Source organism: Pseudactinotalea terrae, from assembly GCF_009733845.1.
GTDB lineage: Bacteria > Actinomycetota > Actinomycetes > Actinomycetales > Beutenbergiaceae > Pseudactinotalea > Pseudactinotalea terrae.
Window position 1 is genome coordinate 553,898 of sequence record NZ_WNXZ01000001.1, and the last position, 25,644, is coordinate 579,541.

Here is a 25,644-nt window from a genome sequence, read left to right on the forward strand (position 1 = left end):
GCTTGACGGCGTCGACTCACGCACCGCACGACCCCCGCTACTCGACACCCACGAGGAGAGCGCACATGCGCACCAGCACCAGGTTCATGCGAGCCGCGGCAGGACTCGGCGTCGTCGCCGCGTTCGTCGCTGCCTGCTCACCCAACGACGTGACCGAGCCCGGAGGTGGTGGCTCGGCCACCACCGAGTCCGAGCTGATCTACGGCAACACCGACGGCGGCACCACCTACGTCCTCAACTTCAACGTGTACTCGCCCGCCACCGACAAGTCGCCCAACTCCGGTCTGGTGTACGAGCCGCTGGTGCGGATCGACCACAGCGACGGCGGGAACGTCGCGCCCTGGCTGGCGCAGGAGTGGGTCTTCAACGAGGACGGCACGGAGCTGACCTTCACGCTGCGTGAGGACGTGACGTTCTCCGACGGCGAGCCCATGACGGCCGAGGACGTCGCGTACTCGCTCTCGATCCCGCTCGAGAACCCGGAGCTGAACGCGACGGGCGCGACCTATACCTCCGTGGAGGCCACGGGCGACGCCGAGGTCCACCTCACCTTCGAGTCCGCCTCGTTCAGCGTGCTCAACCAGTTCGCCGGCCTGCTGATCGTCCCCGAGCACATCTGGAGCGAGCAGGACCTGACGACGTGGACCAACCCTGAGCCGATCGGTACCGGCGGCTTCACGCTCGGCGACTTCTCGCCGCAGCAGCTGACGTTCGCCGCCCGCGACGACTACTGGGGCGGGGAGTTCGCGATGGAGACCCTCAAGGTCGTGCCCGTCACGCAGGACACCGTCAAGTCTCAGCTGCTCACGGGCGACGTCGAGTGGGGGACGGTGTCGTGGGCCAACGGCGAGGAGGAGTTCGTCGCGGCGAACCCGGAGACGAACATGTACCAGCTGTACGCCACCGGCGGCTCCTTCGCCGCGTTCTTCAACACCGCGCGCACGCCCTTCGACGACGTGCACATCCGCCGGGCGCTGGCGCTGACGATCCCGAGCACAGACATCGTCGCCACGCTCAACCGGCCGGGCACGGAGGCCAACCCCACCGGCCTGCAGGACGGCATCTACGACGACTGGTTGCTGCCGGAGTATCAGGGCGCGATCCGGGAGGTCGATGTCGAGGCTGCGCTCGAGGAGCTCGCGCTGTCCGGCTACACGGTCGAGAACGGTGCGCTGGTGCGCGACGGCGAGACCTACAACCCGACGCTGTCCTTCAACACCGACTTCGGGTGGGAGGCCTACGCCGACATCATGATCAACAGCTGGCGCGAGCACCTCGGTCTGGAGGTCACGCCGGCCGGAGCCCCCGGGGCGGCGCTGCTCGAGCAGCAGCAGCTCGGACAGTTCGACATCACGATCCAGGGTGCGGGCGGCTCGAGCGCCTTCGGCGCCTACAGCGGGCTCAGCTCGGAGTTCGTGGTCCCCGAGGGTGAGCAGGCAGCCGCCAACTACGGCCGGTGGAGCGATCCCGAGACGGACGCTGCCATCGCCGAGATGGCTGGCACGGCCGATCCCGACGAGCTGCGTGAGGCGTCCTACGTGCTGCAGCGCGTCGTCGCCGAGGAGGTGCCGTTCGCGCCGATCTACGCGAGCTACTGGTTCATCGACATCAACGCCTCGAGGTGGACCGGCTGGCCCACGCCCGAGAGCTTCGAGCACGTGCCCTCACCGGTGCTCGGGCCCTCGACGACGTTGACCCTGCTCGACCTCGAGCCCGCGACCTCGTGAGGTCGGAGCTGAGCTCCGCGAGAGGGGAGGGGAGATGAGCGTGGCGACCTCGGACGCGGCCGTCGCACCTACCCCGGAGACGCCGGGTTCCACGCCGACGACGACCCGGCTGCGGGTGCCGAGCCGGTGGTCGTTCATGGTGCGGCGACTCGGCTTCTACCTGGCGGCGGCGTGGGCGGCGATCACGCTGAACTTCCTGCTGCCACGCATGATGCCGGGCGACCCCTCGGTCGCGATCATCCAGCAGCTCCAGCGTGTCAGCGGCCAGCAGCTGCCGCCCGAGACCCTCGTCTCGATCCAGGCTCTGTTCGGCAACCCGGACGCCAACCTGTTCGAGCAGTACCTCGCCTACCTCGGCCAGCTGGCACGTTTCGACCTCGGTACCTCGATCTCGCGCTTCCCGACGCCGGTCTCGGAGGTGGTCTCCTCGGGGTTGCCGTGGACACTCATGCTCGTCGGGTCGACAACGGTGATCGCGTTCGTGCTCGGTACCGGTCTTGGCGTGCTCACCGGCTGGAAGGCCGGTGGCCGCCTCGACGCCATCCTCACGCCGGCGTCCACGTTCATCTCGGCCGTCCCGTACTTCTGGGTCGCGCTGCTCGCGCTGTGGGTGTTCGGCTTCCAGCTGGACTGGTTCCCCTCCTCGGGTGGGTACGACCCGGACGCGGAGGGTGTCGCGTTCTGGCTGAGCGCGCTGCGGTACGGGTTCCTGCCGGCCGCGACGATCGTGTTCTCCGCGTTCGGGGGCTGGTTGCTGGGGATGCGGAACATGACCGTGACCACGGTCCGTGAGGACTATGTGCTGCTCGCCCAGGCGAAGGGGCTCTCGCCCGGTCGGGTGGTGCTGCGGTACGCCGCGCGCAACGCGATGCTGCCCAGCTTCACCGGGTTCGCCCTCGCGCTCGGCGGCGTGATCGGCGGGGCGCTCCTCACCGAGATCGTGTTCAGCTATCCGGGCATCGGGTACCTGCTCTACGACGCGCTCACGAAGCGCGACTACCCCGTCATGCAGGGCGTCTTCCTGCTGATCGCGCTCACGGTCCTGGTGGCGAACCTTGTCGCCGACTCCGTCTACGTGCTCGTGGACCCCCGGGTCCGCGAGCAGGGATGAGGTACGCGTGCTTCCCTCTCTCTGGTCCAACCCCAAGGTTCGCTTCGGGCTGGTCGTCGTGGGTTTCTTCACGGCGCTCGCGGTCCTCGGCCCGTGGCTCACGGAATCCGTGCTGGGCGTGGACCCGCGCGCCAACGACATCTCGGCGATCGCGTCCCCGCCGAGCGCCGAGCACTGGCTCGGCACCACCCAGTTCGGGCAGGACGTGCTCGCCCAGCTGGTCGCCGGGGCTCGCGGGTCGATGTTCGTCGGTGTGCTGGCCGCGCTGATCGGCACGGCGCTCGCGATCGCGTTCGGCGTGACCGCCGGCTACTTCGGCGGCACCGTCGACCACATCCTCAACTTCGTGACCAATCTGTTCATGGTGATGCCGGTGCTGCCACTGATCTTCATCGTCTCCGGCTACCTGCGCGGGACCGGGCTGTGGGTGATCGCCGTCATCATCGGTGTCTTCGGCTGGGCCGGTGGCGCCCGCACGCTGCGCGCCCAGACATTGAGCGTGCGGAACCGGGACTTCGTGCTGGGCATGCGGATGCTCGGGGAGTCGCACGGGCGGCTCGTCGCCGTCGAGGTGCTGCCCCACCTAGTCGGGTGGATCGCCTCGATGTTCCTCGGGGCACTGATCGGCGGCATCCTGGCCGAGGCCGGCCTGGCGTTCCTCGGGATCTCCGACTCCGGCTCCATCAGCTGGGGCTCGATGATCCAGGCAGCGCAGAGCCAGAGCGCGGTGCTGCGGGGGATCTGGTGGTGGTTCGTGCCGCCCGGCCTGTGCATCGCGCTCATCGGGACCGCTGCCGCCATGATCAACTTCGGGGTCGACGAGCTGGCCAACCCCAAGCTCCGCGCCGGCACCCGCCGGGTGATCCGACGGACCCGCCGCGCGGAGCGAGCCGTCGCTGCCGAGGGAGGAGCCGCATGACCGCCGACATCCGCGACCACACCGCGTCCCAGCACCTGGCCGACGGGCCGCCCGGCGACGCCGGCACGGTGCTGGACGTGCGCGACCTCACGGTCTCCTACGTCGGCCCCGACGGCGGCACCGTGGCGTGCCGCGATGTCACCTTCCAGCTGGGCCGCGGCGAGGTGCTCGGCATCGCGGGCGAGTCCGGCTCTGGCAAGTCGACGCTCATCACCGCGCTCACCCGCCTGCAGCGGCCACCCGCGACGACGACGGCGGGCAGCATCGTCTTCCACCCCTCCGACGGCCGACCGGGGATCGATCTCGTCCCCCTCGGGTCGCGCGAGCTCCGTCGGCTGCGGTGGACCTCGATGTCGATCGTGCTGCAGAGCGCGATGGACGCGCTCAACCCGGTGATGCGGCTGGGGGACCAGTTCGCCGACGTGCTCCGTACGCACCACCGCGGCATGGATCGTGCCGCCGCCAAGGTCAGGACCGTCGAGCTGCTGGGCATGGTCGGCATCTCCGCCGATCGTGCGCGGAGCTTCCCGCACGAGATGTCGGGCGGGATGCGGCAGCGCGCCACCATTGCGCTCGCGCTGGCGTGCTCGCCCCAGCTCGTCGTGATGGACGAGCCGACCACCGCCGTCGACGTCGTCATGCAGCGCCAGATCATGGCGCAGGTGCTGCGGCTGCGGCGCGAGCTGGGCTTCGCCGTCATCATCGTCACGCACGATCTGTCGTTGCTGCTCGAGGTGGCCGACAGGATCGCGATCATGTACGCGGGCCGGATCGTCGAGATCGGATCGGCGGAGGCCCTCTACCGGACGCCGGCCCATCCCTACACGCGCGGGCTGCGGGACTCGTTCCCGCCGCTGCACGCTCCCCTGACCACGCTGCACGGCATCCCCGGCACCCCGCCCGATCTGCGGCGCCTGCCCACCGGCTGCCCGTTCCACCCCCGGTGCCCGGTGGCGGTGGAAGCCTGCTCGTCCACCAAGCCGCCGCTGGTGCACCTGCCCGATCAGGCCGCCGAGTGCCTGCTGCTGACCCCGGAGGCGACCTCATGACCGCTGCACCTGAAGCCGTCGCCGGCGAGTCCACGCCGGTGCTGTCCGCGGTCGACGTGACGAAGCACTTCGTGGTGCGTGGCGCCGTGGGCGACTCCTCGGTGGTGCGGGCAGTAGAGAACGCCTCGGTCGACCTGCACGAAGGTCGCATCGTGGCGGTCGTGGGGGAGAGCGGGAGCGGGAAGACGACGCTCGCCCGGATGCTCGCGCGGTTCTACGAGCCGACGACGGGCGAGATCCTCCTCGACGGCGTGCCCGCGACCGGACGAGCGACGCGCACCTACCACCAGGACGTGCAGCTGATCTTCCAGGACCCGTTCGGCTCGCTCAACCCGGTCCACCGGGTGCGGCACAACCTGGACCGGGCGTTGCGCATCCACGACCGGCGGTTGTCGGCCTCCGAACGACGCAAGGCCGCCATCGAGCTGCTCGAGCGAGTCAGCCTCACCCCCGGTGAGGACTACCTCGACAAGTTTCCCCACGAGCTCTCCGGCGGTCAGCGCCAGCGCGTGGTCATCGCCAGGGCGTTGGCGGTCGGGCCGCGGGTGCTGCTGGGTGACGAGCCGATCTCGATGCTCGACGTCTCCATCCGGCTCGAGATGCTCAACCTGCTCGATCGGCTGCGCCGCGAGGACGGGCTCGCGCTGCTGTACATCACGCACGACATCGCGAGCGCTCGATACGTGTGCGACGACGTCGTGGTCATGTACGCCGGAGAGATGGTCGAGGGCGGCCCGAAGGAGGAGGTCATCGCACGCCCGGCGCACCCCTACACCAAGCTGCTCGTCGAGTCCTCGCCCGACCCCGACCGGGTCGGGACGCTGTCCCGCGAGGAGCTCTTCGACGACGCCGAGGCACTGGGTGAGCCGCCGAGCCTGATCGAACCACCGGACGGGTGCCGCTTCCATCCCCGCTGCCCGTTCGCGATGGAGCGCTGCCGGACGCAGGCGCCGCCGCGCACCGACGTCGGTGGGGGGCATTGGGCACGATGTTGGCTTCACCAGGAAGGTCGGGCGGAGGAGATCGGTGCGACGACGTTCGCAGCCGCCCTCGCCAACCGCGACAAGGAGGTCAGATCATGACGACCAAGAGAGAGCGGGCCCCCCGCCAGGCGGACGTGGCCCGGCTGGCCGGCGTCTCCCAGTCCGCGGTGTCCCGGGTCGTCAGCGGCGACCTTGCCCGCATCCCGGTCAGCACCCAGGAGCGGATCCGCGCGGCCGTGCGTGAGCTGGGGTACGTGCCGAACCCGGCGGCACGCAGCCTGCGCGGGCGTCGCAACTCCCTGCTCGGGGTCCACACCTTCGAGCCGGTCTTCTCGCGTGCCCGTGACGGCTTCTACGTCGACTTCCTGCTCGGCATCGAGGCTCGTGCGGAGGAGACCGGCAACGACCTCGTGCTCTTCACCTCCGCGGCCGGCGGCGAGGGGTCGCGGTCGGTCTACCGCGCGGGGGTGAACCGCCTCGGCATGGCCGACGGCAGCATCCTGCTCGGCGTCGCGACCGACGTCATGGAGCTCGCGCGGCTGGCGAGCGAGGGTTACCCGTTCATCCACATCGGTCGCCGCGACGTCCCCGGGGCGGAGATCTCGTGCGTCGCACCCGACTACCGCGCGGCGGCCGCGGAGGTGGTGGCGCACCTGGTGCAGCTCGGCCACACCCGGTTCGCCTACCTCCGGGACCACCACGGTCTGCCCCCCTACGAGGACCGGCGTTCCGGGTATGCGGCGGCGCTCTCCTCTCACGAGCTGCGCGACGTCTCGCCCGGCGCACTGGGCCGGGCCGGCCTGGTGGACAGCTGGATCGACGACATGGTCGCGAACGGGACGACGGCGGTCGTGGCCGAGAGCGTCTGGCTGGCGGACCGGCTGGTCTCGGGGCTGGCTGCACGGGGTCGGCAGGTGCCGTCGGACGTCTCGGTGGCGGTGCTCGAGACGCGCGCACCCGACTCGGCGGTCGCGTGGGACTGCCTGGTGATCCCGCGCGAGGAGGTCGGCCGAGTCGCCGTCGATCGCCTCATCGCACTGATCGAAGACCCGGGTGCGGACCCGACGACCACCTGGGTGCCCTGCTCGATGGCACCCGGAGAGACCATCGCGGCAGCGCCGTCGAGCACGAGTACGAGCACCACAACGATCAAGGAGTCATGAACATGACCGAACGCAGCACCGAGGTCCTCGTCGTCGGCGGCGGGCTGGGCGGGATCGCCGCCGCGCTGACGGCAGTCAAGCTCGGGCGCCGTGTGGTCCTCACCGAAGAGACGGACTGGCTCGGCGGCCAGCTCACGTCCCAGCTCGTGCCCCCGGACGAGCACGCCTGGGTGGAGTCCGAGCTCGTCTCGCCGAGCTACGCGGCTCTGCGATCGGGGATCCGCGCCTACTACCGGCGCTGCTACCCACTGACGGCGGAGGCCCTCGCCGACCCCGAGCTCAACCCCGGCCGCGGCGTCGTCTCACGCCTGTGCCACGAGCCACGCGTCGCGGTCGCGGTGCTGGAGGAGATGCTGGCGCCGTGGCGTGCCTCCGGTGCCATCGAGGTGCTGCTCGAGCACGTGCCCACCGCCGTACACACCGACGGCGACGTCGTCGAGGCGGTCACCCTGCGCGACTCGCGCTCGGGCGAGGAGGTCGTCGTGACCGCGCCCTACGTCGTCGACGCCACCGAGCTCGGCGACCTGCTCGAGCTCGGCGGCGTGGAGCACGTCATCGGTGCGGAGTCGAGCCAGGAGACGGGTGAGCTGCACGCCCTGGACCGGGCAGACCCGCTGGATCAGCAGGCCATCTCGTGGTGCTTCGCGCTCGAGCACCGCCCGGGGGAGGACCACACGATCGACCGGCCGGCGTCCTACCAGCACTGGGCGACGCACGTCGCGCCGTTCTGGCCGGGTCCGCAGCTGTCCTGGATCGACGTGGAACCGGTCTCGCTCGGGCTGCGGGACCGCCCGATCTTCATGTCGAGGCCCGCGCCGGGGGTGCCGTTCGACCTGTGGAAGTACCGGCAGATCCTCTCGGCCGACGTCTTCGCACCGGACTCCGGCATCCGTGACGTCTCGGCGGTCAACTGGCCGCAGATCGACTACTGGGAGAAGCCGCTGCTCGGTGTCGACGAGGCTGCTCGGAACGCGGCGCTCAAGGCGAGTCGCGAGCTCTCGTTGTCGCTCCTGCACTGGATGCAGACGGACGCGCCTCGCGAGGACGGCGGCACGGGTTATCCCGGGCTCCGGCTGCGTCCCGACATCAGTGGGACAGCGGACGGGCTCGCGAAGGCCGCGTACATCCGTGAGTCCCGCCGGATCAAGGCCGAGTTCACGGTGCTCGAGCAGCACGTCGGAGTGCAGGCGCGCGGCATCGACGCCGGATCGGAGATCTTCGAGGACGCCGTCGGGATCGGGCACTACCGGATCGACCTGCACCCCTCGGCCAGCCGTACCTACGTCGACGTGGCCAGCTTCCCGTTCCAGATCCCGCTCGGATCGCTGCTGCCGGTGCGGGTGGAGAACCTGCTGCCGGCGTGCAAGAACATCGGGACCACGCACATCACCAACGGCGCGTACCGGCTGCACCCGGTGGAGTGGTCCATCGGCGAGGCTGTCGGCGCGCTCGCCGCCTACAGCCTCGATCGTGGGATCGCGCCGCGGAAGGTGCGTGCCGACGCAGGGGAGTTCGGGGCCTACCACCAGCTGCTCACCCAGACGCTCGGTGTGACCACGCAGTGGCCCGACGACATCCGCAGGACCAAGCCCGCCTACTGAGCCGCCGGCCCGAGCCGACGACGACTGGCATCGATATCCCTCTTTCCCGTACACACATGTTCGAGTACCGTACTCGTACGTTAGTGTTCGAGTTATAGGTGAGGGTGGTTTCGATGCAGACGTCCGACGACGCGGCTCCCCAGACGGAAGCCGCTGATCCCCGCCGATGGCGGACGCTGGTGCTGCTCGGTGTGGCTCAGCTGATGCTGATCGTCGATGTCACGGTGGTGGCGATCGCACTCCCGGAAATGCAGGCCGACCTCGGGCTCGAGCGTTCGGGTGTGGCCTGGGTGGCGAGCAGCTACGCGCTCGTGTTCGGTGGCCTGATGCTGCTCGGCGGCAAGGTCGCGGACATCCTCGGGCCGCGCCGGGTCGTGCTCGCCGGACTCAGCCTGTTCGTGGCGGCGTCGCTGCTCGCCGGGCTGTCGGGCAGCGGGGAGGTGCTCGTGCTCGCGCGTGTGCTCCAGGGCGCCGGGGCGGCAGCGATGTCACCAGCGGCGTTGTCCGTCATCGTCCGCACCTTCACCGGAGCGGAGCTGACGCGGGCGCTCGGCGTCTGGTCGGCCCTCGGTGGCGCGGGGGCCGCGGTCGGGGTGCTCCTGGGCGGTGTTCTGACCTCTGGACCGGGGTGGCAGTGGGTGTTCTTCATCAACGTCCCGGTCGGCATCGTGCTGATGATCGGCCTCGTGCGCTCGGTTCGTCCGTTGCCTGGTTCGGGCGGCCAGGTGGACCTGGCCGGTGCCGCTCTGGTCACGGCGTCGACCGGAGCGCTCGTGTACGGGCTCGTCGCCGCTGGGGATGCGGGGTGGCTCAGCGCGAGCACGCTGATCGCCGCCGTCACGGGCCTGATCGGGTACGCCCTCTTCGGATGGCGGATCCGTACCGCCCCAGCGCCGCTGATCGAGCCAGGGGTCCTCCGGCGCGGCCCGGTGCTCCGGGGTCTGGTGCTGATCTTCGTGGCGACGGCACTGATGATCTCGGTGTTCTTCCTCGGATCGTTCGCCCTGCAGCACCTGCACGGGTTCACCGCGCTGGAGACCGGCCTGTCGTTCCTCCCGGTCGCTGTCGGAACCATCCTCGGTTCCACTGTCGCGGGACGTCTCCTCCCGCGCTGGGGCGTGCGCGCGGTGTCCGGTGCGGGTCTGCTGATCGCTGCCGCGGGTCTCACCGCCACCGCGGCGATCTTCTCGATGACGGTGCTGATCGTCGCCACGAGCGTGGCCGCGCTCGGCATCGGTGCCGCGTTCGTCGCCGCTGCCGGCAGCATGTTCTCGGCCGTGCAGCCGCACGAGGCCGGTGTTGCCTCCGGTGCCCTCAGCACGTTCCACGAGTTCGGCGCTGCCGCGGGCGTCTCCGCCGTCTCCAGCATCGCGGCCGCCGCACTTCTGACACCCCGGTTCGGTGCCTTCGCGCCTGGGTACTGGTTCGCAGCGGTCGTCGCCCTGGTTGCCTGCCTCGCGTCGCTGTCACCAGGTCGCAAGGCCGCCTGAGGTCCCCGGTGAGTGGGTCTTGGGCTCCGGCGCCGCTACCCTGCGCGGCATGCCGTTGCTGCTCGTCGACCTCGACAACACGCTCGTCGATCGGGCTGCCTCGATCGCCCGCTGGGCGAAGGCCTACGTGACCGAGCGGACCGGGGTAGCTGATCCCGCCCTGGTCTCCGAGATCATCCGGGCCGACGGCGACGGCTTGCGTCCCAAGCCAGAGGTCGCCGCCGACCTGGGCCGGCTGCTGGGGCTGAGCGAGGCGGAGGAGGGTGAAGTCATCACGGTGCTGCGGGCCGGCGTGCTGGAGTACCTGCGGCCCGATCCCGCTGTCGCCCCCGCACTGGGGCGGGCACGCGAGGCCGGCTACGTCCCGTTCGTGGTCACGAACGGGAACGTGGCGCAGCAGGAGAACAAGCTCCGCATGATGGGGCTGGTGGAGCACGTGACGGGCATGGTGGTCAGCGAAGCCGTCGGGGTCCGCAAGCCTGACCCCACGATCTTCGAGGTCGCCGCCCGCGCGGCCGGTGCAAGCCTCGACGGCGCCTGGATGATCGGCGACTCCGCCGAGGCGGACATCGGTGGCGCCGCGAACGCGGGGCTGCGCTCGGTGTGGCTCAGCCGTGGCCGCACGCTGGCAGCGGACGAAGCGCGTCCGACGGCGATCGCTGCCAGCTTCCCGGAGGCGGTCACCGCTGTGCTCAGCCATCGGAGCTGAGCGAACCGGTCCGCTGCCGGGGTGGCGTCCGCGAGCACCTGCGCCGCGTGCCGTGGCGTAGCGTCGTGGTCGTGGCTGACGAGAACGGGGGAGTGCCCGAGCAGCACCCAGGTCCGCCGGTGCGCGTGGGCGCCGCCGGCATCCGGTCGCGTGCGCGGCGTGTGGTCAGCGCCTCCGGGCCGCCCACCTACACCTTCGGCGCCCGCCGTCGATCGTCCGGGCTCTCGTTCGCGGCCGAGCGCGAGGTGCTGGATCTGGTGCTGCGCACGGGCGAGGCGCTGCTCGGCACCGGCGCCGGCGTCGCGGACGTCACGCTCGCGATGCAACGCATGGCCGCCGGGCTCGGCATGGTCGGCGCACAGATCGACATCACCTTCAACTCGATCACGGTCTCGCTCGACCGTGACGAAGGTGCGATCACCCGTGTGCGTGTGCTCGACGTCCGCACCTCCGACTACAGCCGGCTCGCCGACGTGCTCGAGCTGGTGGACGATGTGGCCGATCGTCGTGCGGAGCTCGCGGAGGCGCTCGCGCGACTCGACGCGATCGTGGGTGCTCCGCACCCGTTCCGTCGCTGGGTGGTCACGGCTGCGCTCGGCCTGATGGCCGCCGGGGTGGCGGTACTGCTCGGCGGTGGCTGGCAGGTCGCGGGCATCGCCGCCGTCACCACCGGGGTCATCGACCGCACGTTGCGGTACCTGCGCTACCGCGGGCTGCCGTACCTGTTCCAGCAGGCTGCGGGATCGGCGATCGCGACCCTGGTCGCGTTGCTGCTGCTCTGGGGCGTCGGGCAGCTCGGCTGGGACATCAACCTGCTGCCGCCGTCGTTGGTCGTGGCCTCCGGGATCGTGGTGCTGCTCGCCGGGCTCTCGCTGGTCGGAGCAGCGCAGGACGCCATCTCCGGCTTCCCGCTCACCGCAGCCGGCCGCTCGTTCGAGGTCGCGCTGCTCACCCTCGGGATCGTGGTCGGGGTGGGTGTGGTGCTCGAGGTCGGAGCCCGCCTGGGCGTGCCCCTGACCATGTCCGACCTCGGTGCCTTCGCCCCGCCGCTCGCGGTGCGGGTGGTGGCGGCCGCTGTCGTGTCGGGCAGCTTCGCGGTCGCGTCGTACACGCGACTGCGCACGGTGCCGCTGGTCGCCGCGATCGGTGGCATCGGCGTGATGGTCAACGGCGTGCTGGAGCTGGCGACTGTGGGCCCTGCGGCTCGCGCGTTCGCCGCCTCGTTGGTGGTCGGCCTCCTCGCCGGTGTGCTTGCACGCCGCCGCACCGCGCCCGCCATGGTGCTGACGGTGTGCGGCATCACCCCGATGCTGCCCGGTCTGGCCATCTACGGTGCGATGTTCGCGATCGTGGAGAGCGGCAACGTTCTCTCGGGTGCCACGCTGACAGTCCAAGCGGTCGCGGTCGGGATCGCCCTCGCGGCAGGTGTCAGCCTCGGTGACTTCGTCGCGCGCAGCACACGCGCGCAGGCCGACCGGTGGCAGGCGGCGCTCCAGCGCCGCGCGCGCGGCACCAGGATCTAGGACAGCACGCACCGGACGCGCGATGATGAGCACGTGAAGACCATCGAGATTCCCCATGCCGGCATCACCGCACCCGCGCTCGTCCTCGGGCTGATGCGGATCACCGAGAAGAGCGACGACGAGGTCAGGGAGCTGGTGCGCACCGCGCGCGAGAACGGCATCGACTTCCACGACCACGCCGACGTCTACGGACCCGAGATGCACGCGTGCGAGCGCCGGTTCGCCGAGGCGATGAGGCTGACGCCCTCGGAGCGGGCCGAGCTGACGATCCAGACCAAGGCCGGCATCGTCAAGGACGGTCCCTACTTCGACTTCTCCTACGAGCACCTGGTCGAGAGCGTGAACGGTTCGCTCGAGGCGCTCGGCACCGACTACATCGACATCCTGCTGCTGCACCGCCCGGACGCGCTGGTCGAGCCCGAGGAGGTCGCCCGCGCCTTCGACGAGCTGCACGCCGCCGGGAAGGTGCGCCACTTCGGCGTCTCCAACCACACCCCGGGTCAGATCGAGCTGCTCAAGACTGTGCTCACCCGGCCGCTGGTGGCCAACCAGCTGCAGCTGAGCATCCCCCATGCCGCGCTCGTCACCCAGGGCCTCGCCGCGAACATGGCCGGGCTCGACCAGTCGATCAGCCGCGACGTCGGGCTGCTCGACTACTGCCGCCTGCACGGCATCACGGTGCAGGCGTGGTCGCCAGCGCAGAGCGGGTTCTTCACCGGCCCGTTCGTGGGCGACCGCGACAACTTCGCCGACCTGAACGACGTCCTCGACGAGCTGGCGGAGCGACACGGCGTGACGCCGAACGGGATCGCGACGGCCTGGATCACGCGACACCCGGCGCAGATGCAGGTGGTCCTGGGTACGACGACCCCCAGCCGGGTCGCCGAGGCGGCAGCGGGTGCAGACATCGTGCTCAGCCGTGCGGAGTGGTACCAGCTGACCCGCGCCGCCGGCCATCGGGTGCCGTGAGGATAGGGTCGACCGCACACCTCGACGACCGGAGATCACGCATGGCATCTGCCCCTGTGGCCGACCAGCTCAGACTGCTCGACGTGCAGGCGCTCGACATGCGCCTCGCGAAGCTCGCTCACCAGCGCCGCAGCCACCCGAGCCTCGCTGCGCTCGAGGAGGTGAGCGGCCGGGCCGAGGATCTCGACCGAGCACGCGTCGACGCCGAGACCGCCGTCCGCGACGCCCGCCGGGCGGTCGCCAAGGCCGAGACGGACGTCGAGCAGGTCCGCACGCGCGCCGAACGTGACCGGCAGCGGCTCGAGAGCGGCACCGGGTCCCCCAAGGACTTGCAGGCGCTCGGCCACGAGCTGGAGTCGCTCGCCAAGCGGCAGGGCGACCTCGAGGAGGTCGAGCTGGAGGCGATGGAGGCGCTGGAGGCCGCACAGCGAGAGCTGGACGCGATCACCACCCAGCGCGCCGCGCTGGGTGACCAGATCACCCAGCTCGAGTCCGAGCGCGACGCCGCGTTCGCCGAGAACGACGCCGAGAGGGCGACGGTGGAGGCCCAGCGAGCGGCCGCCGTCGAGCCGCTGGACGCCGGTCTGGTCTCGTTGTACGAACGGGTGCGCGAGCGCTCAGGTGGCCTGGGGGTGCTGCGGCTGCGCGGCGCCACCACCGACCCGCTGCAGATCTCCCTCAGCCTCACCGAGCGTGCGGCGATCGAAGCGGCGCCGGCCGATGAGATCGTCCGTTCCGAGGATGGCTACATCATCGTCCGGGTCACGGACTGAGCCGCGTAGACTGAGAAGTGGATGAGCCGGCCAGACGGTCGCGTCACGGGGAGACCTGTGCCGAGGAACGTCCGGGCTCCACAGGGCAGGGCGGTGGGTAACACCCACCCGGGGCGACCCGCGGGACAGTGCCACAGAGAACAGACCGCCGTGCGCGAGCGCGGTAAGGGTGAAACGGTGGTGTAAGAGACCACCAGCACACCGGGTGACCGGTGTGGCTAGGTAAACCCCGCCCGGAGCAAGGCCAGACAGGAAGCGTTCGAGGGCTGCTCGCCCGAGCTTCCGGGTAGGCCGCACGAGATGGCTGGCAACAGTCGTCCTAGATGGATGGCCGTCACCGCGGATCTCAGGATCAGCGGGACAGAACCCGGCGTATCGGCCGGCTCATCCGCCATCACGAGCTGCGCAAGCCGAGCTGGTGCGACCCGTTGGCCGCACGACGCCAGCGACACCCGGCACTGGCGGGTACCTCACCGCCTCGGCGATCGACAGCTTCACGTACGAGGTACTCGACGTTGACGCAGAGCTTGATGAAGCCCACGACGAGACAGGCGCAACCGCCACAGGCCGCTGCAAAGCCCAGCGCGGCTGTCCATGCCCAGTCCCCATCAGCGCGCGCCTCCGGCTGCCACAGCACATATGCGGCGAGGACAGCGGCTGCCGCGAGCAGCGCGATACCGGCGCCGATGATCGTCGCGGCCTGCCGCACCTTGAATGTCGCGAACCAGTCCATGAGGCAGGCTATTCGACTCGGTCAGCTCGTCTCCGGATCTGGATCAACCCCGACGACGGAGCCGTCGGAACCTGTCCGGTACCTCCCCTTGCTCAGATCGACGAGCACGAGACGGTTGCCGAACGGATCCGCCACGACGGCGACGCGTCCCACCGGGATGTCACGCGGCGGGGAGATCAGACTGCCACCAGCACCCACGACCGCGGCGGCGGCCTCGTCCGCCGACCGCACGAGCCAGCTCGGTTCGGCGCCCATGGTGGTGCTCAGGACGATCTCGGTGTCCGTGTCAGGGCACCGCAGTCCCGCCTGGCCGAGCTCGTCGTCACGCCACGCCAGCTCATGACCGAGACGGCCGACATAGAAGTCCAGACCGGCGTCGAGGTCCGGCACCGCGAAACTGACCGCATCGACCATCCTGAGCAGCGGCTCATCCATGGAATCTGGGTACCACATCGCTGGCTGCCGCCGTCTGCGTTGTCGTAGCGTGGCCCTCATGGCAACCCCTTGGCCCCAGCTCCTGCAGCAGGTCCCGAACCTGAACAACCAGCAGTCGCCCTTCAGCTACAGCGTCACCCCCGAGGGGGTCATCGTCGGGTACTGGGACGTGGCGAAGATCCAGATGCTCGGCCTCACCGGCGCGAGCAGCTTCTCGAAGGAGTACCGCATCGACGTGCGGCCCACGGGCGACGGCGAGTACGAGTACGTCGAGACCGGCACCGAGTCCTCGGGCTCCGTCGGGCAGAGCGGGGGCGGGTTCCAGAAGGAGTTCTTCAAGGGCAAGTCCACCCAGAAGTCGTTCGGCTTCCAGGCCGGGCTCGGCGGCACCAGCCACGGCGAGCCCACGAACGCGGCGAGCTGGTCGTTCGACACCGATGCGATCAAGAAGCCGCTCTTCGACTTCTTGGAGCACTTCGGATGGCAGGCGAAAAAGGGGTTCTTCGGGCGCCTCTTCAGCTGAGGTCGGCCCCAGGCACCGGCACCGAGGTGACGACCTGTGGCTTGAGGCTCCGGCGGATCTCGGCGTGCCGCAGCAGGAACTCCCGCTCGCCCAGGCCCTTGCGGCGGAGCCATGACGTCACCTCGCCGTTGCACTTGCTGGCATTGCACGGACCACATGCGGGAACCACGTTGGCAATCGTGTACCGGCCGCCGCGGGAGATCGCCAGCACGCAGTCGCGCTGCAGCGGCCGGTCCGCGGCGCCGCAGTAGGCGCAGCCGCCCCAGGCGCCGACAAGGGCCGCCCATTCCAGGTCGGTGAGGTCGTTCTCGACCCGTCGCAGCCGACGCCGCCGCCGGTTGGCCGCCCGGGTGCGGCGACTCGTCGAGGTCATGAGGCCAGCGTAGAAGCGGCCGCGCCGAGCGCGGGGAGGCGAACGCGCGCGGCGCAGGCGTGCCGGTTGCCTCCGGTCGGGCGATCGGAGGGCCTGACCTGACACACTCGCCCTGTGCCTACGACGGACTTCCGGAACATCTACAGCCACGGTTTCGCGCGCGTCGCCGCCAGCGCGATCCCGGTCGCCCTGGCCGACCCGGCCACGAACGCCGAGCGGATCGCCGCGCAGGTGCATGAGCTGCACCAGCAGACCGTCGCCGTCGCGCTGTTCCCGGAGCTGAGCGTCACCGGCTACTCCCTCGACGACCTTGTCCTGCAGGACCCGTTGCTCGACGCCGTCGACGTCGCGATCGTCACGATCGCCGAGCGCACCGCCGACCTGCTGCCGGTGATCGTGGTGGGCGCACCGCTGCGCAACGGCAACCGCTTGTACAACTGCGCCGTCATCATCCACCGCGGTGCGGTGCTCGGTGTGGCCCCGAAGTCGTACCTGCCCAACTATCGCGAGTTCTACGAGAAGCGATGGTTCGCTGCCGGCGCAGACGCGACCACCGACGTCCTGCACGTGCCGCACTGGCCGGGCGCCGGCGTCCACGGCGACATCCCGTTCGGCACCGACCTGCTGTTCCGCGCCACCGACGTCCCCGGACTCGTGATCCATGTCGAGGTGTGCGAGGACATGTGGGTGGTCGTGCCACCGAGCCATCTCGCGGCGCTGGCGGGTGCGAGCGTGCTCCTCAACCTCTCGGCCTCGCCCATCACGGTGGCGCGGGCCGAGGACCGCCACCTGATGGCACGCTCGGCATCGGCGCGCTGCAGCGCCGCCTACGCCTACGCCGCCGCGATGGCGGGGGAGTCGACCACCGACCTGTCCTGGGACGGGATGACGATGGTCTACGAGGGCGGTGATCTCCTCGGGGAGACCGAGCGGTTCCTCGAGGTCGCGCATGCGACGGTCGTCGACGTCGACCTGGACCGCCTCCGGCAGGAACGCATGCGGCAGGGCAGCTTTGACGACAACGCCGCAGCACTCGGGGTCGACGGGTTCCGCACCATCGATCTGACGCTCGACCCGCCGTCGGGAGACCACGGGCTGCGACGCCCCCTCGACCGGTTCCCGTTCGTGCCCGACGACGAGACCCGGCTCGCGCTCGACTGCTACGAGGCGTACAACATCCAGGTCTCCGGCCTCGAGCAGCGGATGCGCTCGATCGGGTCGCCGACCCTCGTCATCGGTGTCAGCGGAGGCCTCGACTCGACCCACGCGCTGATCGTCGCCGCCAAGGCGATGGACCGGCTCGGCCGGCCCCGCTCGGACATCCTCGCCTTCACGATGCCCGGCTTCGCCACCAGCGACCGCACCAAGCGGAACGCGATCGCCCTGTCCGACGCGCTCGGCGTCACGTTCGAGGAGATCGACATCCGGCCGATGGCCACCCAGATGCTCGCCGACCTCGGCCACCCGTTCGGTCGCGGCGAGCCGGTCTACGACGTCACCTTCGAGAACGTCCAGGCGGGGCTGCGCACGGACGTCCTGTTCCGGATCGCCAACCAGCGAGGCGGCATCGTCGTCGGCACCGGTGATCTCAGCGAGCTCGCGCTCGGGTGGTGCACCTACGGCGTCGGCGACCACATGTCACACTACGGCGTCAACGCCGGTGTGCCGAAGACCCTGATGCAGCACCTGATCCGCTGGGTGGTCTCCACCCAGCAGTTCGACGACTCGGTCGACGAGATCCTGCTCTCGATACTCGACACCGAGATCTCACCCGAGCTCGTGCCTGCCGCGGAGGGGGAGGGGCCGCAGTCCACGCAGGCGATCATCGGCCCCTACGCGCTGCAGGACTTCACGCTGTTCCATCTGCTTCGCCGAGGTGCCCGGCCCGGGAAGATCGCCTTCCTCGCCGAGGCGACCTGGCGGGACGCCGACGCCGGAGCCTGGCCCTCGGGCTACCCGGACAAGGATCGGGTGGCCTACGACCTCGCCGCGATCAAGCACTGGATGGCGGTGTTCTACCGACGCTTCTTCGGCAACCAGTTCAAGCGATCGGCGCTCCCCAACGGGCCGAAGGTCTCCGCGGGCGGGTCGATCTCCCCACGCGGCGACTGGCGGATGCCCTCCGACGCCCGGGCAGCAGCCTGGCTCGCCGAGGTCGAGCAGATCCCCGAGGCTACGGGGTAGGGGCCGGGAGGTCTCGCGCCTCGCGGTCGGCGAGGGCGGCGGCGCCGATGATGCCCGCCTGGTTGCGCAGGGCTGCCGGGACGATCGGGGCCCTGGTCCGGATGAGCGGCAGGAACTTCTCGTGATCCTTGCTCACACCGCCGCCGACGACGAACAGGTCGGGGGAGAAGAGGAACTCCACCACCTCGAAGTAGCGCTGGAGCCGTTCGGTGGCCCACTTCTTGTAGCTGAGGCCCTCGCGCTCCTTGACCGACGACGCCGCACGAGTCTCCGCGTCGTAGCCGTCGATCTCCAGGTGCCCGAGCTCGGTGTTGGGGACGAGGCGACCGTCGTTGATCAGTGCCGACCCGATTCCGGTCCCGAGGGTCAGCACCATGACCACCCCGTCCTGGCCGAGCGCGGCGCCGTGGCGGACCTCGGCGAACCCCGCCGCATCGGCATCGTTGACCACGGTGGCGCGATGACCGGTGGTGCGGTGCACCAGGTCGGCGAGATCGGTGTCGATCCAAGACTTGTGCAGGTTCGCCGAGCTCAGCACCACGCCGTGCTGGATGATCCCGGGGAACGTGATCCCGATCGGCGTCTCCGTGGGTACGGCGAAGTGCTCCAGCACCTCGGCCAGGCACGCCGCGACGGCCTCCGGGGTGGACTTCGCCGGCGTCGGGACGCGATACCGCTTGGCCGCCAGCGCGCCATCGCGAAGGTCCACAGGTGCGCCCTTGATGCCCGAGCCGCCGATGTCGATACCGAAGCCGATCGAACCGGCCGCATAGGTCACCTCTGTCATGGGTCCGAAGCGTATCTGCGTCATCGCACTGAGACGTACCTCACCCCCACCCGTCCACAACCAACCGCTCTCGCTGGCCGGACCGGCCACAGGTATGGGATTGTGGGGACAGGAGGTACCAACAACGATGTCGACCGAGCCGCTCGATCCCCAGACCGCGTACTACTACAACACCGAGACCGGACAGGTCGAGCAGGGGTACGTGAGTGACTGGACCGGCCGCATGGGTCCGTACCGCAGCCGTGCCGAGGCCGAGAAGGCCCTGGAGACGGCGGCGCAGCGGAACACAGCCTGGGAGCAGGCCGACCGCGAGTGGAACGGCGACGAGGACCAAGAAGACCGATGAGCCTGACCAAGACCCTGCGGGGCGCCCTGACGGTCGCGTGCGCCGGCGTGCTCGCGGCCGGACTCGCGCTCCCCGCCTCCGCCACCCCCAGCCCCGACCCCGACCCCGACCCCGACGACGAGACCACGAGCCTCCAGCGCGCGTTGCGCTCGGGGCGGCCGCTGCTCGGTTGGCGCATCGCGATCGACCCCGGGCACAACGGCGGCAACGTCGGGGACATCGGGGCGATCAGCGAGCTGGTCTCCGATGGTCGTGGCGACCTGAAGGTGTGCAACACGGTCGGTTCCGAGACCGCGAACGGTTACCCGGAGCACGCCTTCACCTTCGACGTCTCGGAGCGGCTCGTCGAGCACCTCGAGAGTCTGGGCGCCACCGTGATGAGCACCCGTGAGGACGATGACAGCGTCGGCCCGTGCGTCGACGTGCGGGGCCGGTTCGCCGAGGACTCGGACGCGGACCTGATGATCTCGATCCACGCCAACGGCTCGGACGACCCCCAGACCGAGGGATTCTTCGCGATCGTCGCCGACCCGGCGATCTCGGACTCGCAGGGCGAGCCGAGCCTGTCGCTGGCCGATGACCTGATCGGCGCGCTGACCGATGGCGGCTTCACGCCCTCCACCGTGGTCGATGGCGCGCTGTCGCTCCGCCCCGACCTCGCGACCCTGAACTTCGCGCGCCGACCCGCCGTGATGCTCGAGCTCGGCGAGATGCACAACCCCGGCGACGCCGCCGTGATGGAGAGCGACGAGGGTCGGCAGCAGTACGCCGACGCGATCGCCGAAGGCATCCTCACCTGGACGCAGGACCGCGATCCCCAGGACTGACCGGCTGACCCGGCGTCAGTCCCAGTAGGTGTGCTCGCGCGCCGGGAACGCTCCGGTACGGACCTCGTCGATGTAGGAGCGGGTGGCGCGGTCGATCTCGGCGCCCACGGACCCGAACTGCTTGGCGAAGCGGGGCGACCAGCCGCCCATGCCGACCATGTCGAGCCAGACGAGCACCTGGCCGTCGCAGGCGGGGCCGGCTCCGATCCCGATCGTGGGGATGCTCAGCTCGCGGGTGGCTCGTTCGGCGACGGCGGCGGGCACCATCTCGAGCACGACGGCGACCGCCCCGGCCTCCTGCAGCGCCTTGGCGTCGGCGAGGACATCCTCGGCAGCCTCGTCCCCACGGCCCTGCACGCGCTTGCCACCGAGGATGTTCTCGGACTGCGGCGTGAAGCCGAGGTGGCCCACCACGGGCACCCCGGAGGAGGTCAGCAGCCGCACGTGCTCGGCGACCCGACGGCCGCCCTCGAACTTGACGGCGTGCGCTCCGCCCTCCTTCAGCATGCGGGTGGCGTTGGCCATCGCCTGCTGCGGGCTGGCCTCGTAGCTGCCGAACGGCAGGTCGGCGACCACCATGGCGCGCTTGGCGCCCCGCGTGACCGCACGGACCGCCGGGATCAGCTCGTCGACCGTCACGGGGATCGTGCTCCCGTGCCCGAGCATGTTGTCGCCGTAGGAGTCGCCGACCAGCAGCATGTCGATGCCGGCGGCGTCGAAGATGCGCGCGGTCGGCAGGTCGTAGGCGGTCAGCATCGTGAGCTTCTCGCCGTTCTCCTTGGCAGCCCGCAGGTGCTGCACGCGTACCCGCTTGGGTGGGTCCACGCCCACGGGAGGAAGTGCGGAGGTGCGCTCCTGGCCGGGTGCTGCGGCGGGCTCAGACATACCCGACAGCCTAGGCGGTCCACGCGCCACGGCGCGGTCGCGTGCACGTGGGGTCGCCGTGGGCTGACATGATGGGATCCGCTCGTGCGCCGCAGCAGCGGACCCGGGCGTGGCAGGCACCCAGAGAGCGGAGCGGTGGCGTGGACAGACAGCAGGAGTACGTCCTCCGAGCGATCGAAGAGCGTGACATCCGGTTCATCCGGCTCTGGTTCACCGACGTCATCGGGGTGCTCAAGTCGGTGGCGATCGCCCCGGCAGAGCTCGAGGGTGCGTTCTCGGAGGGCATCGGCTTCGACGGCTCCGCGATCGAGGGCTTGGCGCGCGTCTCCGAGTCCGACATGATCGCCCGCCCCGACCCCTCGACGTTCCAGGTGCTGCCCTGGCGCGGCGGCAAGCTCGGCACCGCGCGCATGTTCTGCGACATCCTCACCCCCGACGGCGAGCCGGCCATGGCTGACCCGCGCAACGTGCTCAAGCGTGCGCTGGCGAAGGCCAGCGACGCGGGCTTCACGTTCTACACGCACCCGGAGATCGAGTTCTACCTGTTCCGCCCCCAGGAGGAGGGAAAGCCGCTGGTGCCGATCGACACCGCGGGCTACTTCGATCACGTGGCACGCGGCTCCGGCCACGACTTCCGCCGCGCGGCGATCAGCCTGCTGGAGTCGATGGGGATCTCGGTCGAGTTCTCCCACCACGAGGCCGGCCCCGGGCAGAACGAGATCGACCTGCGCTACGCGGATGCCCTCACCACGGCCGACAACCTCATGACCTTCCGATCCGTGGTCAAGGAGGTCTCGCTCGAGCAGGGCTTCACCGCGACGTTCATGCCGAAGCCGATCGCCGGCCAGCCGGGCTCGGGCATGCACACGCACGTGTCCCTGTTCGAGGGTGACACCAACGCCTTCCACTCGCCGGGCGGGGAGTACCAGCTCTCCGACACCGCCCGTGCGTTCATGGCGGGGCTGCTGCGGCACAGCTCGGAGATCACCGCCGTCACCAACCAGTTCGTCAACTCCTACAAGCGCCTCTGGGGTGGCGGCGAGGCCCCCAGCTACAAGTGCTGGGGCCACAACAACCGGTCCGCGCTGGTCCGCGTGCCCATGTACAAGCCGGGCAAGTCCCAGAGCGCGCGCGTGGAGTACCGCGGCCTGGACTCCTCCGCGAACCCGTATCTGGCGTACGCGCTCATCCTGCGCGCGGGCCTCAAGGGCATCGAGGAGGGCTACGACCTCCCGGAAGAGGCCGAGGACAACGTCTGGGAGCTCTCCGAGGCCGAGCGCCGCGCCCTCGGGATCGAACCGCTGCCCGGCTCGCTCGAGCAGGCGGTCCGTGCGATGGAGGAGTCGGAGCTGGTCGCCGACACGCTCGGTGAGAACGTCTTCAACCACTTCCTCACCAACAAGCGCCAGGAGTGGTCCGAGTACCGGGCCCAGGTCACCCCGTACGAGCTCGACCGCGTCGGCGTGATCTGAGGTCGGTCCAGGCGTGAGCACGAGCAGGCAGCGAGCCCGGACCCTCGATGCCGCGCTCGCCCGCGCCGGCTTCTCCGACGTGCCGCGTGCCGCGGACCTGCTGACGAGCGGCACGCTGGGTGAGGCGACGGAGGCGCTCGGGTCAGAGCATCCGGATCTCACCGCGGCCTTCGACGGCGTCCCGGACCCCGATCTAGCGGTGCTGCAGATCGCGCGGCTCGCCGACGCCGTCGAGGACGAGACCCGCCAGCGCGTGGTCCGGATCCTTCTCGACGGCGGGACACCCCGACGACATCTGCTCGCGCTGCTCGGTGGGTCCGCCGCGCTGGGTGACTGGCTGGTGGCGCACCCCGAGCACCTCGACGTCGTGATCCGGCCCCGCAACGGCGTGGCCGCAGACCCGGACACGATGCGCACGCTGCTGCTCGAGTCGGTCGGTGCCGACCCCGCGGCCGGGATGCCGGTGGCGTCGGCCAAGGCGGCCTCGGGCACGCTCGACGCGATGCGGTTGGCCTATCGGCGCATCCTCGTGGCGATCGCGACCGAGGACCTCACGGCCATGGACCCGCTCGGCTTCCTGCCCGAGGTCGCCGGCGCGCTGGCCAATCTCGCGGCCGCCGCTCTCGAGGCCGCGCTGGCCCTCGCGCGCGCCGAGCTTCCTGACGGCGGGCAGCAGGCCCGCATCTCGGTGCTCGGTCTGGGAAAGACCGGTGGCCGCGAGCTCAACTACATCTCCGACGTCGACGTGATCTACGTGGTCGAGCCCGCCGAGGGTGCCGACGAGGACGAGGCGTTGACGATCGGCACGCGGCTCGCGACCGGGCTCGCGAGGATGTGCTCGAGCACGTCGCGAGAGCCCGCGCTGTGGGAGGTCGACCCCAACCTGCGCCCGGAGGGCCGCAACGGACCCCTGGTGCGCACGCTGAGCTCGCACCTGGCGTACTACGAGCGATGGGCGAAGACCTGGGAGTTCCAGGCGCTGCTCAAGGCCAGGCACGTGGCTGGCGACCGGGAGCTGAGCCGGGCCTACCTGGACGCCACCCGCCCGATGGTGTGGGACGCCGTCGGCCGGGAGAACTTCGTGGAGGACTCCCAGGCGATGCGTCGCCGCGTCGAGGAGAACGTGCCGCCCGCCGAGGCGGACCGACAGATCAAGCTCGGCCGCGGCGGTCTGCGGGATGTCGAGTTCACCGTGCAGCTGCTGCAGCTGGTCCACGGGCGGGTGGATGCCACGATCCGGTCGGCGAACACCCTCACGGCGCTCTCCGCGCTGTCGGCGGCCGGGTACGTGGGCCGCGACCACGCGGCCCAGCTGGCCAGCTGCTACCGGTTCCTGCGGCTGCTGGAGCACCGCATCCAGCTGTTCCGGATGCGTCGCACGCACCTGATGCCCACTGCGGAGCAGGACCTCAACCGCCTGTCCCGGTCGCTCGGCAGCGGCATCGAGGGCGTCACGGGGCTGGAGACGAGATGGCGCGCCACGCGTCGCCAGGTGCGCGGCCTGCACGAAGAGCTGTACTACCGGCCGCTCCTGCCGGCGACGGCGCGGCTGTCCGCCGACGACGTCTCGCTCGCCGCGGAGGCCGCTGTGGCTCGGCTCGGCGCGATCGGGTACCGCGACCCGAGCGGCGCCCAGCGGCACATCGCGGCGCTGACCGAGGGGCTGTCACGGCGTGCGGCGATCCAACGCCAGCTGCTTCCGGTCATGCTGGGTTGGTTCGCCGAGGGCGCCGACCCCGACGGCGGCCTGCTGGGCTTCCGCAAGCTCTCCGAAGAGCTCGGCACCACCCACTGGTACCTCAAGCTGCTGCGCGACTCCGCGGCCGCCGCGGAGCGTCTCGCGCACCTGCTCTCCTCGAGCAAGTACGTGGCCGACGGTCTCACCCGCTCGCCCGAGGTGGTCGCGTGGCTCGACGGCAAGGACGACCTGCAGCCCCGTGACGTCCACGCGGTGATGAGCGGGATGCGCGCGATGATCGGCCGCAAGCACGAGCCCGAGCCCGCCGCGCAGGCGGTGCGGTTCGTGCGCCGCCGTGAGCTCACCCGCGGCGCCATCGGGGACGTGCTGGCCGACGTCCCCGTGGAGACGGGGGAGAAGGTCATCAGTCCAGCCGCCGACGTCGCACTGGCGGGCGGCCTCCAGATCGCGATCGCGGAGGCGACCAGCGCCGCCGGGCTCGCGCACCCGCCGTCGAGCTTCGCCGTGATCGCGATGGGGCGGCTCGGCGGGTCCGAGCTCTCCTACGCGAGCGACGCGGACGTGCTGTTCGTGCACGAGCCGAACCCTGAGGTTTCGGGCGAGGTCGCCGAGAAGTGGGCCAACGCTGTCGCGCAGCAGCTGCTCGCGTTGCTCAGCAAGGGCGGTACCGAGCCGCCGCTGCCGGTCGACACCGCGCTGCGGCCCGAGGGGCGCAACGGTCCGATGGTGCGCACGCTCGCCTCCTACGCCGAGTACTACAAGCGTTGGGCGCAGGGGTGGGAGCGGCAGGCTCTGCTGCGCGCGCGCCCGGTCGTGGGCGACGCCGCGCTCGGGACACGCTTCGTGGAGCTGATCGACCCGCTGCGCTACCCCGAGGGCGGGCTGGCGGCCACCGAGGTGCGTGAGCTACGCAGGATCAAGGCACGGGTGGAGTCGGAGCGGCTCCCGCGCGGGGTGCCGGCCACGCACCACCTCAAGCTCGGCCGCGGCGGGCTCGCCGATGTCGAGTGGACCGCGCAGCTGCTGCAGCTTCAGCACGCGGGGCAGGTACCAGAGCTGCGCACCACCTCGACGCTGCGGGCACTGGCCGCCGCGCGCACCGCCGGTGTGCTCACTGCGGTGGACGCCGTGCGGCTCAGCGCGGCCTGGTCGCTCGCCAGCCGGCTCCGCAACGCGAACGTGCTGTGGACCGGGCGCACCACCGGCAACAAGGTCGACGTGCTGCCGAGTGAGCGTGACGCTCTCGCCGGTGTCTCTCGACTGATGGGCTACCGTCCGGGGCACAGCGCCGATCTCGAGCAGGACTGGCTGCGGGCCGCCCGGCGTGCCCGCGCCGTCGTCGAGCGCGTGTTCTTCGCCTGAC

General features: G+C 70.5%; 23 protein-coding genes and 1 other RNA gene. 19 read left to right on the forward strand and 5 right to left on the reverse strand.

The annotated features are described in order from the left end of the window. Positions 1–65: 65 nt before the first annotated feature. The 13 genes from GPA03_RS02515 (at position 66) to rnpB (ending at position 14,408) form a co-directional block, all read left to right on the forward strand. Positions 66–1,727, forward strand: a complete 1,662-nt coding sequence (locus GPA03_RS02515) for an ABC transporter substrate-binding protein (RefSeq protein ID WP_156250413.1) — start codon at positions 66–68, stop codon at positions 1,725–1,727. 34 nt (positions 1,728–1,761) lie between these two features. Beyond that, positions 1,762–2,838: an ABC transporter permease gene (locus tag GPA03_RS02520; protein WP_421958390.1), complete on the forward strand. Its 1,077-nt coding sequence runs from the start codon at positions 1,762–1,764 to the stop codon at positions 2,836–2,838. A gap of 7 nt (positions 2,839–2,845) precedes the next feature. Beyond that, positions 2,846–3,757, forward strand: a complete 912-nt coding sequence (locus tag GPA03_RS02525) for an ABC transporter permease (protein WP_156250414.1) — start codon at positions 2,846–2,848, stop codon at positions 3,755–3,757. Further along, entirely contained in the window at positions 3,754–4,806 is a 1,053-nt protein-coding gene (locus GPA03_RS02530) for an ABC transporter ATP-binding protein (protein WP_156250415.1), read from the forward strand. The genes GPA03_RS02525 and GPA03_RS02530 overlap by 4 nt, the downstream gene beginning before the upstream one ends. Then, positions 4,803–5,888 carry an ABC transporter ATP-binding protein gene (locus GPA03_RS02535; protein WP_156250416.1) on the forward strand — a complete coding sequence of 362 codons (1,086 nt, stop codon included), beginning with the start codon at positions 4,803–4,805 and terminating at the stop codon, positions 5,886–5,888. The genes GPA03_RS02530 and GPA03_RS02535 overlap by 4 nt, the downstream gene beginning before the upstream one ends. Next, positions 5,885–6,952: a LacI family DNA-binding transcriptional regulator gene (locus GPA03_RS02540; RefSeq protein WP_156250417.1), complete on the forward strand. Its 1,068-nt coding sequence runs from the start codon at positions 5,885–5,887 to the stop codon at positions 6,950–6,952. Before GPA03_RS02535 ends, GPA03_RS02540 begins: the two co-directional genes overlap by 4 nt. Before the next feature lie 2 nt (positions 6,953–6,954). After that, positions 6,955–8,553 (forward strand): FAD-dependent oxidoreductase, encoded by a 1,599-nt coding sequence (locus tag GPA03_RS02545; protein ID WP_156250418.1) that lies wholly within the window; start codon positions 6,955–6,957, stop codon positions 8,551–8,553. 113 nt (positions 8,554–8,666) lie between these two features. Continuing rightward, a complete protein-coding gene (locus tag GPA03_RS02550) occupies positions 8,667–10,043 on the forward strand; it encodes an MFS transporter (protein ID WP_156250419.1) in 1,377 nt (458 codons plus the stop codon). Positions 10,044–10,092: 49 nt separating this feature from the next. Continuing rightward, positions 10,093–10,752 carry an HAD family hydrolase gene (locus tag GPA03_RS02555; RefSeq protein ID WP_156250420.1) on the forward strand — a complete coding sequence of 220 codons (660 nt, stop codon included), beginning with the start codon at positions 10,093–10,095 and terminating at the stop codon, positions 10,750–10,752. A gap of 71 nt (positions 10,753–10,823) precedes the next feature. Continuing rightward, positions 10,824–12,275 carry a threonine/serine exporter family protein gene (locus GPA03_RS02560; protein ID WP_162458231.1) on the forward strand — a complete coding sequence of 484 codons (1,452 nt, stop codon included), beginning with the start codon at positions 10,824–10,826 and terminating at the stop codon, positions 12,273–12,275. A 33-nt stretch (positions 12,276–12,308) separates the two neighbouring features. Next, positions 12,309–13,244 carry an aldo/keto reductase gene (locus GPA03_RS02565; RefSeq protein WP_156250422.1) on the forward strand — a complete coding sequence of 312 codons (936 nt, stop codon included), beginning with the start codon at positions 12,309–12,311 and terminating at the stop codon, positions 13,242–13,244. Between the two features lie 41 nt (positions 13,245–13,285). Further along, the gene (locus GPA03_RS02570) at positions 13,286–14,017 is read left to right on the forward strand and encodes a zinc ribbon domain-containing protein (RefSeq protein ID WP_156250423.1); all 732 of its coding nucleotides are present in this window, start codon (positions 13,286–13,288) and stop codon (positions 14,015–14,017) included. A 22-nt stretch (positions 14,018–14,039) separates the two neighbouring features. Continuing rightward, positions 14,040–14,408: RNase P RNA component class A (gene rnpB / locus GPA03_RS02575), an RNA gene on the forward strand. A gap of 3 nt (positions 14,409–14,411) precedes the next feature. Here the strand turns inward: rnpB and GPA03_RS02580 are convergent. Then, positions 14,412–14,750 (reverse strand): hypothetical protein, encoded by a 339-nt coding sequence (locus GPA03_RS02580; RefSeq protein WP_156250424.1) that lies wholly within the window; start codon positions 14,748–14,750, stop codon positions 14,412–14,414. 21 nt (positions 14,751–14,771) lie between these two features. Then, positions 14,772–15,185 carry a VOC family protein gene (locus GPA03_RS02585; RefSeq protein ID WP_162458232.1) on the reverse strand — a complete coding sequence of 138 codons (414 nt, stop codon included), beginning with the start codon at positions 15,183–15,185 and terminating at the stop codon, positions 14,772–14,774. A gap of 58 nt (positions 15,186–15,243) precedes the next feature. Here GPA03_RS02585 and GPA03_RS02590 point away from each other — a divergent pair, with 58 nt between their 5' ends. Further along, positions 15,244–15,708, forward strand: coding sequence for a hypothetical protein (locus tag GPA03_RS02590; protein ID WP_156250426.1), 465 nt, complete (start codon positions 15,244–15,246; stop codon positions 15,706–15,708). Here GPA03_RS02590 and GPA03_RS02595 read toward each other — a convergent pair. Next, the gene (locus GPA03_RS02595; RefSeq protein WP_156250427.1) at positions 15,701–16,081 is read right to left on the reverse strand and encodes an HNH endonuclease; all 381 of its coding nucleotides are present in this window, start codon (positions 16,079–16,081) and stop codon (positions 15,701–15,703) included. The genes GPA03_RS02590 and GPA03_RS02595 overlap by 8 nt on opposite strands. Before the next feature lie 114 nt (positions 16,082–16,195). Between GPA03_RS02595 and GPA03_RS02600 the strand changes: the two genes are divergently transcribed. Beyond that, positions 16,196–18,265: an NAD(+) synthase gene (locus tag GPA03_RS02600; RefSeq protein ID WP_156250428.1), complete on the forward strand. Its 2,070-nt coding sequence runs from the start codon at positions 16,196–16,198 to the stop codon at positions 18,263–18,265. On the opposite strand, the gene ppgK is transcribed toward GPA03_RS02600, so the two are convergent. Then, complete coding sequence (gene ppgK / locus GPA03_RS02605) at positions 18,255–19,052, reverse strand: polyphosphate--glucose phosphotransferase (RefSeq protein ID WP_156250429.1); 798 nt, start codon at positions 19,050–19,052, stop codon at positions 18,255–18,257. The genes GPA03_RS02600 and ppgK overlap by 11 nt on opposite strands. Before the next feature lie 127 nt (positions 19,053–19,179). Here ppgK and GPA03_RS02610 point away from each other — a divergent pair, with 127 nt between their 5' ends. After that, on the forward strand, positions 19,180–19,398 hold the full coding sequence (locus GPA03_RS02610) for an SPOR domain-containing protein (protein ID WP_156250430.1): 219 nt from the start codon (positions 19,180–19,182) through the stop codon (positions 19,396–19,398). Beyond that, positions 19,395–20,225 (forward strand): N-acetylmuramoyl-L-alanine amidase, encoded by an 831-nt coding sequence (locus tag GPA03_RS02615; protein WP_156250431.1) that lies wholly within the window; start codon positions 19,395–19,397, stop codon positions 20,223–20,225. Before GPA03_RS02610 ends, GPA03_RS02615 begins: the two co-directional genes overlap by 4 nt. Before the next feature lie 15 nt (positions 20,226–20,240). Here GPA03_RS02615 and panB read toward each other — a convergent pair whose 3' ends face one another. After that, positions 20,241–21,110, reverse strand: coding sequence for a 3-methyl-2-oxobutanoate hydroxymethyltransferase (gene panB / locus GPA03_RS02620; RefSeq protein WP_156250432.1), 870 nt, complete (start codon positions 21,108–21,110; stop codon positions 20,241–20,243). Between the two features lie 140 nt (positions 21,111–21,250). Between panB and glnA the strand changes: the two genes are divergently transcribed. Next, positions 21,251–22,582: a type I glutamate--ammonia ligase gene (glnA, locus tag GPA03_RS02625; RefSeq protein WP_156250433.1), complete on the forward strand. Its 1,332-nt coding sequence runs from the start codon at positions 21,251–21,253 to the stop codon at positions 22,580–22,582. A 13-nt stretch (positions 22,583–22,595) separates the two neighbouring features. After that, positions 22,596–25,643: a bifunctional [glutamine synthetase] adenylyltransferase/[glutamine synthetase]-adenylyl-L-tyrosine phosphorylase gene (locus GPA03_RS02630; RefSeq protein ID WP_156250434.1), complete on the forward strand. Its 3,048-nt coding sequence runs from the start codon at positions 22,596–22,598 to the stop codon at positions 25,641–25,643. Position 25,644 lies beyond the last annotated feature (1 nt).

Excerpts from the sequence above, each read along its gene's own strand:
- GPA03_RS02515 (WP_156250413.1), top strand. The coding sequence starts at position 66 with ATGCGCACCAGCACCAGGTTCATGCGAGCCGCGGCAGGACTCGGCGTC.
- GPA03_RS02520 (WP_421958390.1), top strand. The coding sequence starts at position 1,762 with ATGAGCGTGGCGACCTCGGACGCGGCCGTCGCACCTACCCCGGAGACG.
- GPA03_RS02530 (WP_156250415.1), top strand. The coding sequence starts at position 3,754 with ATGACCGCCGACATCCGCGACCACACCGCGTCCCAGCACCTGGCCGAC.
- GPA03_RS02535 (WP_156250416.1), top strand. The coding sequence starts at position 4,803 with ATGACCGCTGCACCTGAAGCCGTCGCCGGCGAGTCCACGCCGGTGCTG.
- GPA03_RS02540 (WP_156250417.1), top strand. The coding sequence starts at position 5,885 with ATGACGACCAAGAGAGAGCGGGCCCCCCGCCAGGCGGACGTGGCCCGG.
- GPA03_RS02545 (WP_156250418.1), top strand. The coding sequence starts at position 6,955 with ATGACCGAACGCAGCACCGAGGTCCTCGTCGTCGGCGGCGGGCTGGGC.
- GPA03_RS02550 (WP_156250419.1), top strand. The coding sequence starts at position 8,667 with ATGCAGACGTCCGACGACGCGGCTCCCCAGACGGAAGCCGCTGATCCC.
- GPA03_RS02555 (WP_156250420.1), top strand. The coding sequence starts at position 10,093 with ATGCCGTTGCTGCTCGTCGACCTCGACAACACGCTCGTCGATCGGGCT.
- GPA03_RS02570 (WP_156250423.1), top strand. The coding sequence starts at position 13,286 with ATGGCATCTGCCCCTGTGGCCGACCAGCTCAGACTGCTCGACGTGCAG.
- GPA03_RS02580 (WP_156250424.1), bottom strand. The coding sequence starts at position 14,750 with ATGGACTGGTTCGCGACATTCAAGGTGCGGCAGGCCGCGACGATCATC.
- GPA03_RS02585 (WP_162458232.1), bottom strand. The coding sequence starts at position 15,185 with ATGGATGAGCCGCTGCTCAGGATGGTCGATGCGGTCAGTTTCGCGGTG.
- GPA03_RS02590 (WP_156250426.1), top strand. The coding sequence starts at position 15,244 with ATGGCAACCCCTTGGCCCCAGCTCCTGCAGCAGGTCCCGAACCTGAAC.
- GPA03_RS02595 (WP_156250427.1), bottom strand. The coding sequence starts at position 16,081 with ATGACCTCGACGAGTCGCCGCACCCGGGCGGCCAACCGGCGGCGGCGT.
- ppgK (WP_156250429.1), bottom strand. The coding sequence starts at position 19,052 with ATGACAGAGGTGACCTATGCGGCCGGTTCGATCGGCTTCGGTATCGAC.
- GPA03_RS02610 (WP_156250430.1), top strand. The coding sequence starts at position 19,180 with ATGTCGACCGAGCCGCTCGATCCCCAGACCGCGTACTACTACAACACC.
- GPA03_RS02615 (WP_156250431.1), top strand. The coding sequence starts at position 19,395 with ATGAGCCTGACCAAGACCCTGCGGGGCGCCCTGACGGTCGCGTGCGCC.
- panB (WP_156250432.1), bottom strand. The coding sequence starts at position 21,110 with ATGTCTGAGCCCGCCGCAGCACCCGGCCAGGAGCGCACCTCCGCACTT.